The sequence below is a fragment of the Pseudomonas sp. CLCA07 genome (assembly GCF_053615335.1).
The window spans coordinates 1183646-1200980 of record NZ_CM132131.1 but is presented as its reverse complement, the minus strand read 5'-3'; the positions used below and the strand labels follow the sequence as shown (position 1 = coordinate 1200980).

12 protein-coding genes, 4 tRNA genes and 1 pseudogene are annotated in these 17335 nt (G+C 59.1%); 10 read left to right on the top strand and 7 right to left on the bottom strand.

Annotation, left to right across the window (positions count from 1 at the left end; genetic code table 11):
* Nucleotides 1-19: 19 nt before the first annotated feature.
* Together ACWGZX_RS05485 and ACWGZX_RS05480 are read right to left on the bottom strand one after the other, a co-directional pair.
* Nucleotides 20-3490, bottom strand: coding sequence for a hybrid sensor histidine kinase/response regulator (locus ACWGZX_RS05485; RefSeq protein ID WP_452627579.1), 3471 nt, complete (start codon nt 3488-3490; stop codon nt 20-22).
* Nucleotides 3491-3655: 165 nt separating this feature from the next.
* On the bottom strand, nt 3656-4192 hold the full coding sequence (locus ACWGZX_RS05480; RefSeq protein WP_452627578.1) for a TetR/AcrR family transcriptional regulator: 537 nt from the start codon (nt 4190-4192) through the stop codon (nt 3656-3658).
* Nucleotides 4193-4346: 154 nt separating this feature from the next.
* Between ACWGZX_RS05480 and ACWGZX_RS05475 the strand changes: the two are divergent.
* The 4 genes and pseudogenes from ACWGZX_RS05475 to ACWGZX_RS05460 all read left to right on the top strand — a co-directional run bounded on the left by ACWGZX_RS05475 (nt 4347) and on the right by ACWGZX_RS05460 (nt 9124).
* Nucleotides 4347-5540 (top strand): annotated as a pseudogene (locus tag ACWGZX_RS05475) (MFS transporter).
* A 42-nt stretch (nt 5541-5582) separates the two neighbouring features.
* The gene (locus ACWGZX_RS05470; RefSeq protein ID WP_452627577.1) at nt 5583-5894 is read left to right on the top strand and encodes a cupin domain-containing protein; all 312 of its coding nucleotides are present in this window, start codon (nt 5583-5585) and stop codon (nt 5892-5894) included.
* A gap of 105 nt (nt 5895-5999) precedes the next feature.
* On the top strand, nt 6000-7151 hold the full coding sequence (locus tag ACWGZX_RS05465) for a TDT family transporter (protein ID WP_452627576.1): 1152 nt from the start codon (nt 6000-6002) through the stop codon (nt 7149-7151).
* 98 nt (nt 7152-7249) lie between these two features.
* A complete protein-coding gene (locus ACWGZX_RS05460; protein WP_452627575.1) occupies nt 7250-9124 on the top strand; it encodes an MFS transporter in 1875 nt (624 codons plus the stop codon).
* A gap of 124 nt (nt 9125-9248) precedes the next feature.
* On the opposite strand, the gene sugE is transcribed toward ACWGZX_RS05460, so the two are convergent.
* From sugE to rdgC, 3 genes are all read right to left on the bottom strand, one after another.
* Complete coding sequence (gene sugE / locus ACWGZX_RS05455; RefSeq protein WP_007945200.1) at nt 9249-9563, bottom strand: quaternary ammonium compound efflux SMR transporter SugE; 315 nt, start codon at nt 9561-9563, stop codon at nt 9249-9251.
* 119 nt (nt 9564-9682) lie between these two features.
* Nucleotides 9683-10648, bottom strand: coding sequence for a bile acid:sodium symporter family protein (locus tag ACWGZX_RS05450; protein ID WP_452627574.1), 966 nt, complete (start codon nt 10646-10648; stop codon nt 9683-9685).
* Nucleotides 10649-10824: 176 nt separating this feature from the next.
* The gene (rdgC, locus tag ACWGZX_RS05445; protein WP_452627573.1) at nt 10825-11745 is read right to left on the bottom strand and encodes a recombination-associated protein RdgC; all 921 of its coding nucleotides are present in this window, start codon (nt 11743-11745) and stop codon (nt 10825-10827) included.
* A gap of 161 nt (nt 11746-11906) precedes the next feature.
* On the opposite strand from rdgC, the gene ACWGZX_RS05440 reads away from it, so the two are divergent.
* From ACWGZX_RS05440 to ACWGZX_RS05425, 4 genes are all read left to right on the top strand, one after another.
* A tRNA-Val gene (locus ACWGZX_RS05440) sits at nt 11907-11982 on the top strand.
* A 19-nt stretch (nt 11983-12001) separates the two neighbouring features.
* A tRNA-Asp gene (locus tag ACWGZX_RS05435) sits at nt 12002-12078 on the top strand.
* A gap of 199 nt (nt 12079-12277) precedes the next feature.
* Nucleotides 12278-12353 (top strand) — tRNA-Val (locus ACWGZX_RS05430).
* A gap of 15 nt (nt 12354-12368) precedes the next feature.
* Nucleotides 12369-12445: transfer RNA gene (locus ACWGZX_RS05425), tRNA-Asp, on the top strand.
* Nucleotides 12446-12588: 143 nt separating this feature from the next.
* On the opposite strand, the gene ACWGZX_RS05420 is transcribed toward ACWGZX_RS05425, so the two are convergent.
* Nucleotides 12589-13722, bottom strand: a complete 1134-nt coding sequence (locus ACWGZX_RS05420) for a catalase family protein (protein WP_452627572.1) — start codon at nt 13720-13722, stop codon at nt 12589-12591.
* Nucleotides 13719-15527, bottom strand: coding sequence for a di-heme-cytochrome C peroxidase (locus tag ACWGZX_RS05415; protein ID WP_452627571.1), 1809 nt, complete (start codon nt 15525-15527; stop codon nt 13719-13721). Before ACWGZX_RS05415 ends, ACWGZX_RS05420 begins: the two co-directional genes overlap by 4 nt.
* Nucleotides 15528-15798: 271 nt before the next feature.
* On the opposite strand from ACWGZX_RS05415, the gene ACWGZX_RS05410 reads away from it, so the two are divergent.
* A complete protein-coding gene (locus ACWGZX_RS05410) occupies nt 15799-16512 on the top strand; it encodes an FKBP-type peptidyl-prolyl cis-trans isomerase (RefSeq protein WP_452627570.1) in 714 nt (237 codons plus the stop codon).
* Nucleotides 16513-16805: 293 nt separating this feature from the next.
* Nucleotides 16806-17270, top strand: coding sequence for a YkvA family protein (locus ACWGZX_RS05405; RefSeq protein ID WP_223513997.1), 465 nt, complete (start codon nt 16806-16808; stop codon nt 17268-17270).
* Nucleotides 17271-17335: the final 65 nt, after the last annotated feature.

Here is a 17335-nt window from a genome sequence, read left to right as displayed (position 1 = left end):
AAGGCTAAAATCTGCCGCGCTACAGCGGCAAATGCCGACTCAACAACGCCCTTAACGCCGCCGGTTTCACCGGTTTGGTCAAATAATCCAGCCCTGCCGCATGTACTTGCGCCACCGTCTCCGGCCGGCCATCGGCGCTGATCACCACCCCCGGCACCGGCTCGCCCAGTTGAGTGCGTAACCACGCCATCAGCTCGGTCCCGGTTTCGCCATGGTCCAAGTGGTAATCCACCAGCGCCAATTGCGGACGCATACCGTTGTTGAGCAGCGCGGCACATTCCTCTCGGTTGCGCGCCGTCCAGACTTGGCAACCCCAGCGCGTCAGCAGGCTGTTCATGCCGATCAGGATGCTGTCTTCATTATCGATGCACAGCACCTGCGCGCCGCTCACCACATGGCCGTTGAGTTCAGTGGTCTGTGTCGGCGCCACGGTTTGTGCCTGGGCCAGCGGCACACTGACGCTGAACACGCTGCCGCGCCCCGGCCAGGAACGTACGCGCAGCGTGTGACCCAGAACACGACATAAACCATCGGCAATCGCCAGGCCCAACCCCAGACCTTTCTCGGCGCGAGTCTGGTGACTGTCGAGGCGTTTGAATTCTTCGAAAATTACCTGCAGTTTGTCTTGCGCAATGCCCGGTCCCCGGTCCCAGACCTCCAGGCACAGCTCACCCTTGTGCCGCCGAACGCCGAGCAACACCGGCCCTTTGGCATAGCGGAACGCATTGGTCAGGAAGTTTTGCAGGATTCGTCGCAGCAGTTTGACGTCGCTGTCGACCCGTAACGTGCTGCCCCGAACACGGAAGGTCAGCCCTTGTTCCTGAGCCAGCGCCTTGAACTCGGCACCGAGGGGGGCGAACAGTTCGTTGAGCGCGAAAGGCTTGGTGTCGGGGTTAATCTTGCCGTTTTCCAGGCGGGAAATGTCCAGCAGGTCGCTGATCAAATCCTCTGCCGAGCGCAACGAGCTGTCCAGGTGATGGACCAGTTTCTGCGCCTCGCCAGACAAGCCATCGTCCTGGTGGGACAACGCTGCGGAGAACAGGCGCGCGGCGTTCAGCGGTTGCATCAAGTCATGGCTGACAGCCGCCAGAAAGCGGGTTTTCGACTGGTTGGCGGACTCGGCGGTGCCCTTGGCTTCAGTCAACGCGACGTTGAGTTGCGACAATTCGTGGGTGCGCTCGGCCACCCGCTGCTCCAGGCCCTCATTGGCTTCGGTCAGCGCTTGTTCGGCTTCGCGGAACGCGGTGATGTCGGTGAAACTCATGACGAAACCACCCCCGGGCATCGGATTGCCGATCAGCTCGATCACCCGCCCGTTGGGGAACAGTCGTTCAGAGGTATGGGCGCGGCCCTGACGCATCCAGTGCAAACGTCGGGCAACGTGGACTTCCGCCTCGCCAGGGCCACACAGACCGCGTTCGGCGTTGTAGCGAATAATGTCGGCAATCGGCCGCCCGACACTGATCAATCCGTCCGGGTAGTTGAACAGCTCCAGATAACGCCGGTTCCAGGCCATCAGTTTCAGTGACTGGTCGACCACGCTGATGCCCTGGGTGATGTTTTCGATAGCGCCTTGCAGCAAGGCGCGGTTGAACTGCAGCACTTCCGAGGCCTCGTCGGCGATTCGGACTACATCCTCCAGCTGCATTTCCCGACCTTCGATGGCGGCTTTTACCACCGCGCGCGTCGAAGAAGCGCCGAGTACACCTGCCAGCAAGCGTTCGGTGTGGGCGATCCATTCGCCGTCGGCGTTTTGATTCGGGTTGAAGCCTTTGCCCTGGCGGTAGGCGAAACGGATGAAGCTCTGACGCGCGCGTTCTTCGCCGACGAATCGTGCGGCCAGTTGCAGCAGATCGTCGATTTGCACGGCAAGCATCGAGCGGGCACTGGGGCGTGCGCTGATTTCTTGACCGATGAAGCGGCCCGCCTGCCAGTGCTCCGACACCCGCGTGCGCGACAACACCGACACCCAGGCAAACAATGTGAAGTTGCCAGCCAGCGACAGCACCACGCCTTGGGTCAGCGGGGTGATCGGCAGGTGCAGCGGGTTGCTGTGCAGCCACGCCAGCCCCGGGAAGCTGTCCAGCGACCAGCCGAGGCTTCGGGCAGCGATCGGCAAGATCAGCGTGTAAAACCACAGGAACGTCCCGGCGGCGAGGCCGGCGAATACGCCGCGACGGTTGGCCTGCTTCCAATACAGCGCGCCGAGCATGGCCGGGGCCAGTTGCGTCACGGCGGCGAAGGCGATCTGGCCGATGGTTGCAAGGCTGGCGGTCGAGCCCAGCAGGCGATAACTGACGTAGGCCAGCAGCAAAATCACCACGATGCTGATGCGGCGCACCGAGAGCATCCAATGACGAAACACTTCGAACGGCCGCTCGGCGTTGTTGCGTCGCAGCAACCACGGCAACAGCATGTCGTTGGACACCATGGTCGACAACGCCACGCTGGCAACAATCACCATGCCGGTCGCCGCCGAGGCGCCGCCGATAAACGCCAGCAAGGCGAGGGCAGGGTGAGACTGGGCCAGCGGCAAACTGATGACGAACGAGTCCGGCAATACTGAACTGGGCAGCATCATCTGACCGGCGAGAGCGATCGGTACGACAAACAACGCTGCCAATGCCAGGTAGGCCGGAAACACCCATTTGGCCAGGCGCAAATCCTGAGGATCAATGTTTTCCACCACCGTCACGTGGAACTGCCGGGGCAGGCAGATGATCGCCATCATCGCTACGCCCGTCTGCACCACCATCGAGGGCCAGTTGATGGTTTCCTTCCAGTATTCTTCGAGGCGGGGGGCGAGCATGGCTTGGTCGAACAGGTCGTCGAACCCGTCGTACAGGCCGAAGGTTACGAACGCGCCGACGGCGAGAAACGCGAAAAGCTTGACCAATGACTCAAACGCGATGGCCAGCACCATGCCACGGTGGTGTTCCGTGGCATCGAGGTTGCGGGTACCGAAAACAATAGTGAACAGCGCCAGCACCAGCGACACAATCAACGCCGTGTCCTGGGCTCGAACCCCCATGGCGTCGGCGCCCGCGCCAATCAGCAAATTCACCCCGAGCACGATGCCCTTGAGCTGCAAGGCGATGTAGGGCAACACGCCGACCAGGCAGATCAGCGCCACCACCACCGCCAGTGACTGGGATTTGCCGTAGCGTGCGGCGATAAAGTCAGCGATGGAGGTGATGTTTTCCTGTTTGCTGATCATCACCATTTTTTGCAGGACCCACGGCGCGCCCACCAGTAGCAGGATTGGCCCAAGGTAGATTGGCAGGAAAGACCAGAGCTGTTCCGCCGCCTGGCCCACGGCGCCAAAGAATGTCCAGCTGGTGCAATAGACCGCCAGCGACAGGCTGTACACCCACGCGCGCATTCGCGGCGGCAACGGCGTGCTGCGACGGTCGCCGTAAAAGGCGATGGCGAACATGATGGCCATATAGGCCAGGGCGACGGCGGCGATCAGCCCGCTGGACAGCGACATGGGAACTCCAGACAAAAGACACCCGGGACTCCCACCCGGTCAGACAGTCTCGCACGATGGCCCCGGTTAGTCAGTGTCGACCAAGGTCGTGGCGTGGCGGGGTGTCGCAGGCTTTATGTCGGTCAGATTCTGGTTGTCTGTGCCGGTCTCTTCGCGAGCAGGCCCTTACTGATTCAACGCAATCCCGATCAACCGATGCAATTCCTCAACTTCCAGCGGAGCCTCGGAAAACAGGATTCGAAACACGATAGGGGCCGCCACCATGTTGATCAGCCGATCGACACTCGGTTTGGGCTCATTCGGATAACGATCCAGAATCATCTGCAACTGTCCGCCAATGATCGTCGCGCAATAGCTCGGCTTGAGGCTCGCCTGCACGTCGCGCAGCATGTTGCGGCCAGGTTCGGAGCTCATCTCGTCCAGATACTGTTCTGCCCAGGCCTGCATGTCACCGCACAGGCTGCCGGTATTGGCTGATTCGGTTTCCGGTTGCATGCGGGCGAGGGCGACGTCCGCCAGCAGTGCCGACAAATCACCCCAGCGCCGATAAATGGTCGAAGGTGTAACCCCCGCACGCGCGGCGATTTGCGGCACGGTCACAGTGGCGCGGTCCTGCTCTTCGAGCAATTCGCGTACAGCCTTGTGAATCGATTCCTGCACCCGGGCGCTGCGGCCGCCGGGACGTAAAGTGGGGCCTGTCATTAGGTGTTTCCTGTTCTCGCCGAGACTTGCCGTAAAGGCAAAAGCCCCGGCTCTAAAAGCCATGCACCGGACCTTAACACAAAGAATTTGCTTTAAGCGCCAGCCAATAGCACACTCCGCAAAAGCGAAAAATTAGCTTTTGCGGAGTGTGCCGATGTCCAGTTCTCGTTCAAATCGTGCAAGCCTGTGGTTTCTGGCGATCACTTTACTCAGTTTTCTGGCGGCTTCCACGGCACCGACGCCGTTGTATCGCTTGTACCAGGAGCAGCTGCACTTCTCGGCCGCGACCCTAACCCTGATTTTCGGCGTCTACGCCTTCAGCCTGCTGGCTGCGCTGCTGACAGTCGGTTCGCTGTCTGATCACCTTGGACGCAAACCGGTGATTTTCACCGCCGTGGTGCTGAATGGTCTGGCGATGTTGCTGTTTATCCACGCTGACAGCGTTGCGTGGCTGATCAGTGCCCGGGTGTTGCAAGGGTTTGCCACCGGCATGGCGACCGCCGTGCTCAGTGCAACGCTATTGGACACAGACCGTCAGCAAGGGCCGCTGATCAACAGCGTTGCGCCGTTGCTCGGCATGGCCCTGGGTGGTTTGGGCTGTGGTTTGCTCGCTGAATTTGCACCGGCACCGTTGCATTTAACCTATTGGCTGCTGCTCATCGTGTTTGCGTTGCAGGCGTTGTACATCTGGCGTTTGCCGGAAAGTGTCTCGCGACAGCCTGGGGCATGGGCGTCGTTGCGACCGACCCTGCATGTGCCAGTTCAGGCGCGCCCCACCTTGTGGCGGGTATTGCCGCTCAACACCGCCACGTAGGCGCTCGGCGGTTTTTATGCGTCCCTTGCGCCGTCTTTGGTGCGCACGGCCACTGGTTCCACTTCGAACCTGATTGCCGGGTCAACCGTTGCTGCGCTGACGGTGACGGGGGCGCTGATGATTTTCACCTTGCGCAATCGTCCCGCCGCGATGGCGCTGCAATTGGGGGCGAGTCTGCTGCCGACGGGGATCGTCCTGGTCTTACTGGGCGTGCACAGCGCCAGCCTGCCGTTGTTTTTCTTCGGCACGCTCGTCGCTGGCTGTGGTTTCGGCGCCGGCTTTCTCGGTGCCGTGCGCAGCCTGGTGCCGTTGGCTCTACCCCATGAGCGCGCGGGTCTGATGTCGGCGTTTTATGTGCTCAGCTATCTGGCGTTCTGTTTGCCGTCGTTGCTGGCGGGGAACCTGACGCGATCCTTCGGCCTGGTCGCGACCACCGACGGTTATGGCACAGTGTTGATCGTGCTCTGCGTTGGCGCTTGGCTGGCCTTGATGCGTCAGCGATCGTTGAAAGCCTGTGGCGCTGAGGTGCGTTGATCGCTAGCCTTGGCGTCGGCACTCATTGGACGGACCGCCTTTATGAAGATCATCCGCAGCAAATCCTTCACCGCTTTACGTGCCTGGGGCGCGTTGGATATTGCCAACATGAACGGCATCACCACCCGGTTGCACTGGACGGATCAGCCTTATAAATGGCACGTCAACGATGGCCAGGAAGTGTTTGTGGTGCTGGATGGGCGGGTACAGATGCGTTATCGCGAAGAGGGCATTGAGAAGGACGTGCTGCTGGAGGTCGGTGACATTTTTTATGCGTCCGTTGGCACCGAGCATGTGGCGCATCCGCAAGGCGCGGCGCGGATACTGGTGATCGAATCGGAAGGCAGCGTCTGACGCTATATCTGCAAAATAGATAAGATATAGAGATATTACCCGTTATATAGATATTCGATTCGGTTCTACCATGGCCTCTACCTCACCCGAGGACAGGAGTCTGCCATGACATGCACCAACAGCCTCAAAACCGGCATCAAGCCGTTTAGCCACTTGCACCACCCGCGTGAAGTCATCCGCCAATTCACGCCCAACTGGTTCGCCGCGACCATGGGCACCGGGGTGCTGGCGTTAGCGCTGGCGCAATTGCCCCTCGCCATGCCCGGCTTGCGTGTGTTCGCCGAAGGGTTGTGGCTGTTCAATATTTTCCTGTTCGTGCTGTTCACCGCCGTGTACGCGGCGCGCTGGGTGCTGTTCTTTGAGGAAGCCCGGCGAATTTTCGGCCATTCGACGGTGTCGATGTTCTTCGGCACCATTCCCATGGGGCTCGCGACCATCATTAACGGTTTTCTGGTGTTTGGTCTGCCACGCTGGGGCGACGGTGTGGTTCATGTCGCGGAAATGCTCTGGTGGCTGGATGTGGCGATGTCTCTGGCGTGCGGCGTACTGATTCCCTACATGATGTTCACCCGTCAGGAACACAGCATCGACCAAATGACCGCCGTTTGGCTGTTGCCGGTGGTGGCCGCAGAAGTAGCCGCTGCCAGCGGTGGCTTGCTGGCGCCGCACTTGGCGGATGCCCATTCGCAACTGGTGATGCTGGTGACGAGTTACGTGCTCTGGGCCTTTTCCCTGCCGGTAGCCTTCAGCATTCTGACGATCCTGTTGCTGCGCATGGCGCTGCATAAACTGCCGCACGAAAACATGGCAGCCTCCAGTTGGCTGGCGTTGGGCCCGATTGGCACCGGAGCGCTGGGCATGTTGCTGCTGGGGGCGGACGCTCCGGCCATCTTCGCCGCCAACGGCCTGCCAGGCATCGGTGAAATCGCCGCTGGCCTGGGGCTGGTGGCCGGGATCACCCTGTGGGGTTTTGGTTTATGGTGGATGCTGATCGCGGTGCTGATTACCTTGCGTTACCTGCGCGGCGGCATCCCGTTCAACCTCGGCTGGTGGGGGTTTACCTTCCCGCTGGGCGTCTACTCACTGGCAACATTGAAACTGGCCAGCACCTTGAGCCTGACGTTTTTCAGTGTGTTTGGCTGCGTGCTGGTGGCGTTGCTGGCGGTGATGTGGCTGATCGTTGCCCGGCGCACGCTGCAGGGCGCGTGGCGCGGTGAGCTGTTTGTCTCGCCGTGCATTGCAGGATTAAAGAAATAACCTGCAAAGATTAGGTAATGTGTGGCCTGGATCGACGTTCGGTATTCCAATAACTGTATCCACGCCACTCGCTACCTAACATCAGGGACACATGGAAGATGAGTCACCCCTCACAGTTCACCTTGCTCCGCACCCGGCGCTTCCTGCCGTTTTTCGTGACCCAGTCCCTCGGGGCGTTCAACGACAACCTCTTCAAGCAGTCGTTGATCCTCGCCATTCTGTACAAGCTGACCCTCGACGGTGACCGTTCGATCTGGGTCAACCTCTGCGCGCTGCTGTTCATCCTGCCGTTCTTTTTGTTCTCGGCACTGGCCGGTCAGTTTGGTGAGAAGTTCGCCAAGGATCGCCTGATCCGTCTGATCAAGCTCGGCGAAATCGTCATCATGGCGGTCGGTTCCGTCGGTTTTATCTTCGATCATCTGTCGTTGATGCTGGTTGCGCTGTTCGCCATGGGCACCCACTCGGCGCTGTTCGGGCCGGTGAAGTATTCGATCCTGCCCCAGGCCCTGCGCGAAGAAGAGTTGGTCGGCGGCAACGGGCTGGTGGAAATGGGCACCTTCCTGGCGATTCTCGCCGGGACCATCGGCGCCGGGATCATGATGTCGTCCAGTCACTACGCGCCTATCGTCTCCGGCGCGATCATCGGCGTTGCCGTGCTCGGCTACCTGGCCAGTTGCAGTATTCCACGGGCGGCGGCCGCTTCGCCGGAAATGCGCCTGAACTGGAACATTTTCAGCCAGTCCTGGTTCACCCTGAAGTTGGGTCTTGGGCAGACCCCGGCAGTGTCGCGTTCGATTGTCGGCAACTCGTGGTTCTGGTTTGTCGGGGCGATTTATCTGACGCAGATCCCGACCTATGCCAAAGAGTGGATGCACGGCGACGAAACCGTGGTGACGCTGATTCTGACGGTGTTCTCGGTGGGTATCGCGCTTGGTTCGATGCTGTGTGAAAAACTATCCGGGCGCAAAGTCGAGATCGGCCTGGTGCCGTTCGGCTCGTTCGGTCTGACCGTGTTTGGCTTGCTACTGTGGTGGCATTCCGGTGGAATTCCGGACAGCGCGACGGGCCATGGCTGGGTCGAAGTCCTCGGGTTTGGTCACACCTGGCTGGTGTTGATCGACATCCTTGGCTTGGGGATCTTCGGTGGTTTCTACATCGTGCCGCTGTATGCGCTGATCCAGTCGCGCACCGCCGAGAACGAGCGGGCGCGGGTGATTGCCGCCAACAACATTCTCAACGCGCTGTTCATGGTGGTGTCGGCGATTGTCTCGATCATCTTGTTGAGCCTGGTCAAACTGTCGATTCCGCAGTTGTTCCTGGTGGTGTCGCTGCTGAACATCGGCGTCAACGCCTACATCTTCAAGATCGTCCCCGAATTCAGCATGCGCTTCATGATCTGGCTGCTCAGCCACTCCATGTACCGCGTGGAGCATCGCAATCTGGATCTGATTCCCGATGAAGGCGCGGCGCTGCTGGTGTGCAATCACGTGTCCTTTGTCGATGCGCTGCTGATCGGCGGCGCAGTGCGTCGACCGATTCGCTTTGTGATGTACTACAAAATCTACAACTTGCCGGTGCTGAACTTTATCTTTCGCACGGCCGGGACGATTCCGATAGCGGGACGTCAGGAAGACATTCAAATTTACGAAAGAGCCTTCAAGCGGATTGCGCAGTATCTGAAGGACGGCGAGCTGGTATGCATCTTCCCCGAGGGCAAGTTGACCGCCGATGGTGAGATCGACGAGTTCAAGGGCGGGTTGACGCGGATTCTTGAAGAAACACCGGTGCCGGTCATTCCGCTGGCGTTGCAGGGATTGTGGGGGAGTTTCTTCAGCCGCGATCCGGGCAAGGGGCTGTTTCATCGGTTGTGGTCGCGGGTGACGTTGGTGGCGGGACCGGCTGTGGCGGTTGAGGCGGCGGAGCCGGCGAAGTTGCAGGTGTTGGTGGGGGATTTGCGTGGTGCGGTCAGGTAGTCGGTGATTTTGATGGCCTCATCGCGGGCAAGCCCGGCTCCCACAGGTTTTTTGGTGTGCCACAGATTGTGTGCACTCCATCAATCTTGTGGGGGCCGGGCTTGCCCGCGATGGCGGTAGTGGTTTAAGCGCTGACCTTGAGCCCAACCAACCCGGCAATAATCAACGCCACACTGGCCAGCCGAAACAGCGCCATCGATTCACCAAACAGTATGATTCCGGCAATCACCGTACCGACCGCACCCACCCCCGTCCAGATCGCATAGGCTGTGCCCAGCGGCAATTCCTTCATCGCAAGACCCAGCAAACCAAGGCTGACGGCCATGGCTGCAACGGTCAACGCGGTGGGCAGAGGGCGGCTGAAACCGTCGGTGTACTTCAGGCCAACGGCCCAGCCGACTTCGAACAGGCCGGCGAAAAACAGGATGATCCAGGACATGAAAGACCTCCATCGATTGACGGGGTCGTCCCCAGATTAATGACTCGATCGAGCCGCGAGGTCGTCCTCGCGTTGCGCCATAGAGTGCCCATCATTAACCCGGGGATCAAGTTTTCGGCTTATTCGGTTTCCTGCCGCGCAGCGAATTCCCGGTCTTCTTTCTCGCTCATCCGCCGGAAATACGTCGAGAGCAGCGCCCCGGAAATGTTGTGCCACACGCTGAACAAAGCACTCGGCACCGCCGCCAGCGGCGAGAAGTGTGCACTGGCCAGCGCGGCACCCAGCCCGGAGTTTTGCATGCCGACTTCCAGCGCAAGCGATTTACGTTGGGCCAATGGCAGCTTGAACAGGCGCCCGGTGAAGTAGCCCAGCAGATACCCGAAGCTGTTGTGCAGCATCACCACCGCCATGATCAGCAGACCGGACTCGGCAATCTTCGCCTGGCTGGCGGCCACCACGGCGGTGACGATGATCACGATGCTCACAACCGAGATCAGCGGCAACACTTCCACCGCGTGGCGAACCCTGGCACCCAGTACACGTTGAGCCACCACGCCCAGGATGATCGGCAACAGCACCACTTGCAGAATCGACCAGAACAGCTCCATGAAGGACACCGGCAACCAGGCCGAAGCCAGCAGCCAGATCAACGCAGGGGTCAGCAACGGGGCGAGGAGGGTGGTGACGGCGGCAATGGCCACCGACAGGGCCAGATCGCCGCGTGCCAGCCACGTCATCACGTTCGAGGAGGTGCCGCTTGGGCAGCAACCGACCAGAATCACACCGACGGCGATTTCCGGTGGCAGGTGAAACGCCTGGCAGAGCAACCACGCCACGCCGGGCATGATCACGAAATGCGCAACCACGCCCAAGGCCACGCGCCATGGATGGCGGGCGACTTCGGCGAAGTCTTCAAGTTTGAGGGTCAGGCCCATGCCGAACATCACCAGCCCCAGCAGCGGCACGATCGCGCCTTTGAGGCCGATGAACCACGCCGGTTGCAGGAAGGCCACGACCGCGAAAATCAGTACCCAGTAAGCGAAGGTGTTGCCGACAAAACGACTCAATGCAGCCAATGCGCGCATGGCCTGATCCTTGTTGTTAATTAGCGATCCCAGGGTGGAAACCCAATCAATGTAGGAGCCGGGCTTGCCCGCGATGGCGGTGTGTCAAGCAGCTGAAATGTAGACTGGCCCACCGCCATCGCGGGCAAGCCCGGCTCCTACAGGTGAACCGGTTTCTTCAGGGGGGAGTCGGTTTTTTAGATCCCCTGCCGAGTCTCTTCGCCGCCCAGCGCTTCAACCAACGCCGGCAGGAAGTCGCCGAAAGTCAGCATCATCAGGGTGAAGCTGGCGTCCAGTTGGCCCAGGGCTTCTTCGCCACCGTCCTGTTCCGCCTGGTCTTGCAGCAGGTCTTCGAACTTCAGGCGCTTGACCACCATCTTGTCGTCGAGCACGAAAGACAGCTTGTCTTGCCAGGCCAGAGACAACTGAGTGACCACTTTGCCGGTGCTCAGGTGCAGCTGGATTTCTTCGCTGGTCAGGTCCTGACGCTTGCAACGCACGATCCCGCCGTCTTCGTGGGTATCACGCAGCTCGCATTCGTCCAGTACAAAGAAATCGTCCGCAGCTTTTTGGGTGGTGACCCATTCAGTCATGGTGGCAGTTGGCGACATTTTTACGGTCAGTGGACGTACCGGCAGGGTGCCGATCACTTCACGCAGGGTGGACAGCAAGTCTTCGGCACGTTTCGGGCTGGCCGAGTTGACCAGGATCAGCCCCTGTTTCGGCGCGATGGCGGCGAAAGTCGACGAGCGACGAATAAAGGCGCGCGGCAGGAAAGCCTGGATGATTTCATCCTTGATCTGGTCGCGCTCCTTCTTATAGACCTTGCGCATTTGCTCCGCTTCGATCTCTTCGACCTTTTCCTTCACGGCGTCACGCACGACGCTGCCCGGCAGAATGCGTTCTTCTTTACGCGCAGAGACCAGCAGAAAGTCGCCGCTGACGTGGACCAGCGGTGCATCTTCGCCCTTGCCGAATGGCGCGACGAAACCGTAGGTGGTCAACTCCTGGCTTGCACATGAACGCGCCAGTTTGGTGGCCAGTGCAGTTTCCAACGCCTCGGCATCAACAGGCAGATCTTGGGTCAGGCGATAGATAAGCAGGTTTTTGAACCACATGGGGTAAGTCTCTCCTTATATACAAAGGGGGGCATTATTCTCTTCGCGGCGCCATAGGCCAACCCTTCGCTAAGCCTTTGGAAGGCCTGAGAAAATTATTTAAAAAAGTGCTTGCCAGAGGTGAGGTCGCTCCGTAGAATGCGCGCCACACCGAACGTGAAGGGTGATTAGCTCAGCTGGGAGAGCGTCTGCCTTACAAGCAGAATGTCGGCGGTTCGATCCCGTCATCACCCACCATTCGCATTCAGTGTTACGCGCAGCGGTAGTTCAGTCGGTTAGAATACCGGCCTGTCACGCCGGGGGTCGCGGGTTCGAGTCCCGTCCGCTGCGCCATATTCGGTTACCTGGAACGCTGAACGCCAGGTCACCACGGAAAAGCCCGCAAACGCGGGTTTTTTTCTGTCTGTAGATTGTCCGTTGTTCCTGCAGGTTGCATCGTTTCACCGGTTTTCGGATTTTTTTGAAAAATAATTCAATTAAATCAACACTTTACGAAAACCTGTGGCATAATGTGCCCCGCAACGAAGGTAAAGGGTGATTAGCTCAGCTGGGAGAGCGTCTGCCTTACAAGCAGAATGTCGGCGGTTCGATCCCGTCATCACCCACCACTTTCAACGCTACGCGCAGCGGTAGTTCAGTCGGTTAGAATACCGGCCTGTCACGCCGGGGGTCGCGGGTTCGAGTCCCGTCCGCTGCGCCATATTCGGTAACCTGGAACACTGAACGCCAGGTCACCACACAGAAAGCCCGCTTAATGCGGGCTTTTTGCTGTCTGGCATTTGGAAAATCCCCGATTTTTACTGAAAAAGCGACCTTCGGGCCGCTTTTTTCGTTTTTGCTGGCTTACTTCTCAGCGTTGCGACTGTGGCGGTAATCGCTTACGGCTTCATACACCGCTTTGCGCAGACGATTGATGCCCCCAATCGGCCGATGGGCCTCAAGACCAAACCATGGGTTGAACGACAGGTTGTCGCATTGCAGGTTCAGCGCCGGTGTATCGAAGTCTTGAGCGGGCAGTTTGATCCGCGCGACCGTCTCGAACGGCGCATCGTTTTCGCTCCATTCGATGCTGGTGTCTTCGATGGGCATGTATTGGCTCGGGTCCTGGCGCTGAATCTGCAGGACGAAGCAGGCTGGCACCTGGTCGGTCGACAATTGCTGGTTCAGTGCATTGCGCAAGAAGTTAGGCAGTTTCTGGTTTTGTGCGGGCAGGGTATAGGTCGGGCAGCTATCCGGGTCCGGCATTACCCGGAATTTTGCATTGGCTTCCCCGAACTTGTAGGGCGAAACCGAAAAGTAAGTCGTCTGTGTCGGGCTTTCCGGTGCGATGGAAAGTGTCGCCAGGGCGATAAACAGATGGCGAACCTGCCAGGTGCGCGGGTCCCAATCAGGAAAAAACGCCATCAGCTTCTGGCCGTCAGCCTGCGCCGCCACATTCTGACGGTACTCGGCGACATCGCTGACGAAGAAATTTGGATGGCTGAACATCACAAAGTCCTGTTCACCGCGGCGCTGTTGATCGGCGAGCAGTTTCTTGCCGGGCACATCGTGCAATTTGATCGCCATGCCCCGGGCATCGCGAATACTGTCGAACTGCGGATACGCGTTGCCGTTGGACAGACGCATCGTCGCTTGCCAGGTTTTGCCGGGTTCGCTGAACACGCCTTGGCGCAGTGCTTCTGAAAGATCCGGCAGCACCTGAACCTCGGCTTTTACGCAGCCATGGGCCTTGGCATGGGCGTCGCGCAGGTAGCGGGTACTTTCCCGGTGTTGATCGACGATGCGCACCGCGGTTTGAATGACGTCCTTGGTCATGGCGGCTTCGCCGTCCGGTATCAGTTCTTGCGCCGAAACCGGTCCGCTGTGCTGCCAGGCAAACCACGCCGTGACCAGCGCCCAGCCGAGGAATCCAAGGCCAAGCAACCACAAAAGGGACTTGCCGAGAATCGCGCCAAAGCGCATCCAGAGTGTGCTCATGGCAATTGTGCCTCCAAGGGGCCGCCCAATACTTTCAGGTACTCAAGCAGCGCCCAGCGTTCCTCCGGTTGCAGCAAGCGGCCAATTACGCCGTTGCCGCGCTTGCCGGCACGGAACTCATGACCGCTGTTGTGATTGCCGGTGATGCGCGTGTCGAACACAAAGCCATTGGTGAAGGCCTCGGTGCGATAGCCAAGGTGTTGGGGGTCGTACTCGAACGTGCCTTTATAGAAGGTGGTGGCGCGTTCATCCTCGGGCGAGAGCAATTGATAAAGGCTCGGTACTGAGCCGTTGTGCAGAAAGGGTGCTGTCGCCCAAACTCCCGCGAGGGGGCGTGCCTTGTAGGCGCGCAACTCACGCACGCCAATCGGCAGGCCGAAGCCATTCATAGCTGGTTGTTCAGCGGTAGGAATGTTCGCATCACGGTAGGCACGATTTCCGACGAAAGCGGTGATGTAGGCCAACCCTTTGGCCGACGACAACTTGCTCAAATCCAGCGGTTCAGTGGGTGTCGGTTGCAAATGCACCTCCATCTGCTTGAGCTCCGCGAGATCCCATTGCAGGGCGGAAAGGTCAAAACGATGGTCGGCGATGTTGTTGGCGGCCCCCGGGTCTGTGCCAATGAATTCGACCGGGAGCATTTTCAGATGTTGTACCCAGCGTCCGTCGCTCTCGACTGAGCGCGGGTTATGGCAACCGGCGCAATTTTCGCTGAACAACTCTCGACCTTTGGCTGCCAGCGGCTTGTCGACTGCACCGAGCAGCGCTTCAGGCCAGGCGGGTGGTTTGAGCCGTTGCAGGGTTTGTTCGATCTGGTGCAAATCGTGCAATCGGACACTCGACGGGTAGCGCTCATCACCTTTGAGCGGTTGGCCGTTGGCATCGAAGAAACTCAGTGTGGCGCCCACCCCCAGGGACTCGCCGATGTTGCGAGCCATGGGTTGTTGCGCCGAACCGTTCCACTGCACCCAGTCGAACGTCCACATGTCCCACAGTTGCGGGTAATCCACCGGGGCATTAGCCACGCGGTAATTGTCGGCTGAAATCGCATCGCCAAACGCGGCGTTGGCAATGCGTCCGAAGGCGTCGGTGCGGCCCGGTCCTTCCTCGGTGGGGTAGAGACCGCGGTGAGTATCGTTCCAGGCAACTTTCACGAAGGTATCGAGAGACGCTTTCAGGTCCTTGCGCAATTGTAGGTGCCGGGCGTCGTAGTTCTCGGCCAGCACATTGCGAGCGAAGCGTTCGAATTTCAAGGGGTTCAGGTACGTCGAGGTCAGACTGGCGACCAGCGATTGCCCGAAACTGCCCCCTTTCAACGTCGGAACACTGGAAGGCAAAACATGCTGCGCCGAGCCGCCGTCAATGCGGATCGCCTGGCCGTTGAAGCGCAACTCACCGGTGTGGCAAGCAGCGCACGTGATGTCCAGAAACACGTCCGGACTGTCGGGGTTTTGGTGACGGGCAAAGCCTGCGGGCAAATTGCCTGGATTGTTTGGCGCGGGCTTCTGGCCGGGGTCAATCAGGAAGCCAAAGCGAGCGAGGTAGTCGGGCGAAGCGAATCGTTGCTGGGAGAAGGGCAGTTCGAGGGCGGTGAACCAGTCATAGCGCAAGCCTTTGACCTGAGTGCCTTGGGGGGTGAAGTAGTAAGTCTGGCGGTCTTCAGCGCTCCACTGCTCCAGGTAATGCACCTGCTGCGCGGGTGACCAGGTCGGTAATTTTGGGTTGGCGACGTAGTACAGAACCACGATGAGGCCCAGTCCCAACAGCACAGCGGCCAGCATCAGCAGGCGAAATAAAAGGCGCACGATAAACTTCCTTGTTAATTTGTCGCTCTCTTATGTCTCAGAGCACCGAGGTGCGGCAAGAGGCCATTACGCCATATGTTGTGGGATACAGGATCAGCTGTTGTAGGCACCAAGATGACAGAAGCTTCATGCTGCCAATGCTGAAATGAGTTAAAACACCTGAACTTATCAGGAGAATCCTGCTCTCATCCCGGTAGCCATTGGTCGTGGCCGCCTGATAAGCTCGCGGCTTTACTCGATTGCCCTTTAGGCGCATGAACAAGGAAATAGCATGAAACAGCATCGGTTGGCAGCGGCGGTGGCCCTGGTTAGCTTGGTACTCGCGGGTTGTGATTCGCAGACCAGCGTAGAGCTGAAAACTCCGGCGCAAAAAGCTTCCTACGGTATTGGCCTGAACATGGGCAAAAGCCTGGCTCAGGAAGGCATGGATGACCTGGATTCCAAAGCCGTAGCCCAGGGCATCGAAGATGCCGTCGGCAAGAAAGAGCAGAAGCTCAAAGACGAAGAGCTGGTCGAAGCCTTCGCCGCCCTGCAAAAGCGTGCTGAAGAGCGTATGGCCAAGATGAGCGAAGAGTCGGCAGCTGCCGGCAAGAAGTTCCTCGAAGACAACGCCAAGAAAGCCGGCGTAGTGACCACCGCTTCGGGCTTGCAATACGAAGTGGAAAAGAAAGCCGATGGCCCACAGCCTAAGCCGACTGACGTAGTGACTGTTCACTACACCGGCAAGCTGACCAACGGTACCGTTTTCGACAGCTCCGTCGAGCGCGGCAGCCCGATCGATCTGCCAGTCAGTGGTGTGATTCCGGGCTGGGTTGAAGGCCTGCAACTGATGCACGTGGGTGAGAAGTACAAACTGTACATCCCTAGCGAACTGGCCTACGGCGCCCAAAGCCCAAGCCCGGCGATTCCAGCCAACTCGGTGCTGGTATTCGATCTGGAACTGCTGGCGATCAAAGATCCAGCCAAAGAAGACGCCGCCAAGTAATCAGCGCCTGCTTTGACAACAACGCCTCGCTAATGCGGGGCGTTGTTGCATCTGGTATTCAGTGACGGTAAACAAAGCGAACGGTTGCTGTACGCTGGAGTCATAGCCATTGAGGACGCCTGTGCTAGCCGCGCCGGGGTTCCAAGTCAATGAAATCTTGGGTTTTTTTATGTGAGTAAAAAACGCCCGATCTGAGCTGGCCCCTTATAAAACGGGGCTTTCAGCCGTGAAAAGCAGCTCTGTTCACAAGGTTATCCACAATTTGTGTGGATAACATTTCAGTGGGAGGAATGATGAAAGCACCCTGGAGTTTCGCTCGATTCTTGCCACTCGCCGGGCGCCTGCTCGCACGCGGGCGCTTGCCGACACTGCTGTTCGCCGTCGCCAGTAAAGGTGCGAGTCAGGGTTATCGCCTGGGCAAGATTAAAGATGATCTGCGCTTGTTGCAGGCACTGTGCCTGGCCTACTGGCGTGGGGAGTACCGTGCCATCAGCCCGAAGGCGCTGATTTCGGTGGTCGCAGGCCTGATGTACTTCCTCAGTCCGGTGGATGCCATTCCGGATTTTCTCCCCTTGTTTGGCATGCTCGACGACATCGCCGTGCTGGCCTGGTTGATGAAAGTGCTCGACGACGAACTCAATGCCTTCCGCGCCTGGCGCAAGCGTCAGGTGCCGGAAAAGTTGGCAGTGGTCGAGCGTCTGCCCGATACCGCGGAACAACTTCGGCTCCAGAGCCCGAAAAAGAACCGGGCCGATTGAGAATCCCCTTTATTCATGCCCCCGCGCGACCTTGGCCGCTGTTAGGATTACACTTCTAGGGAAAA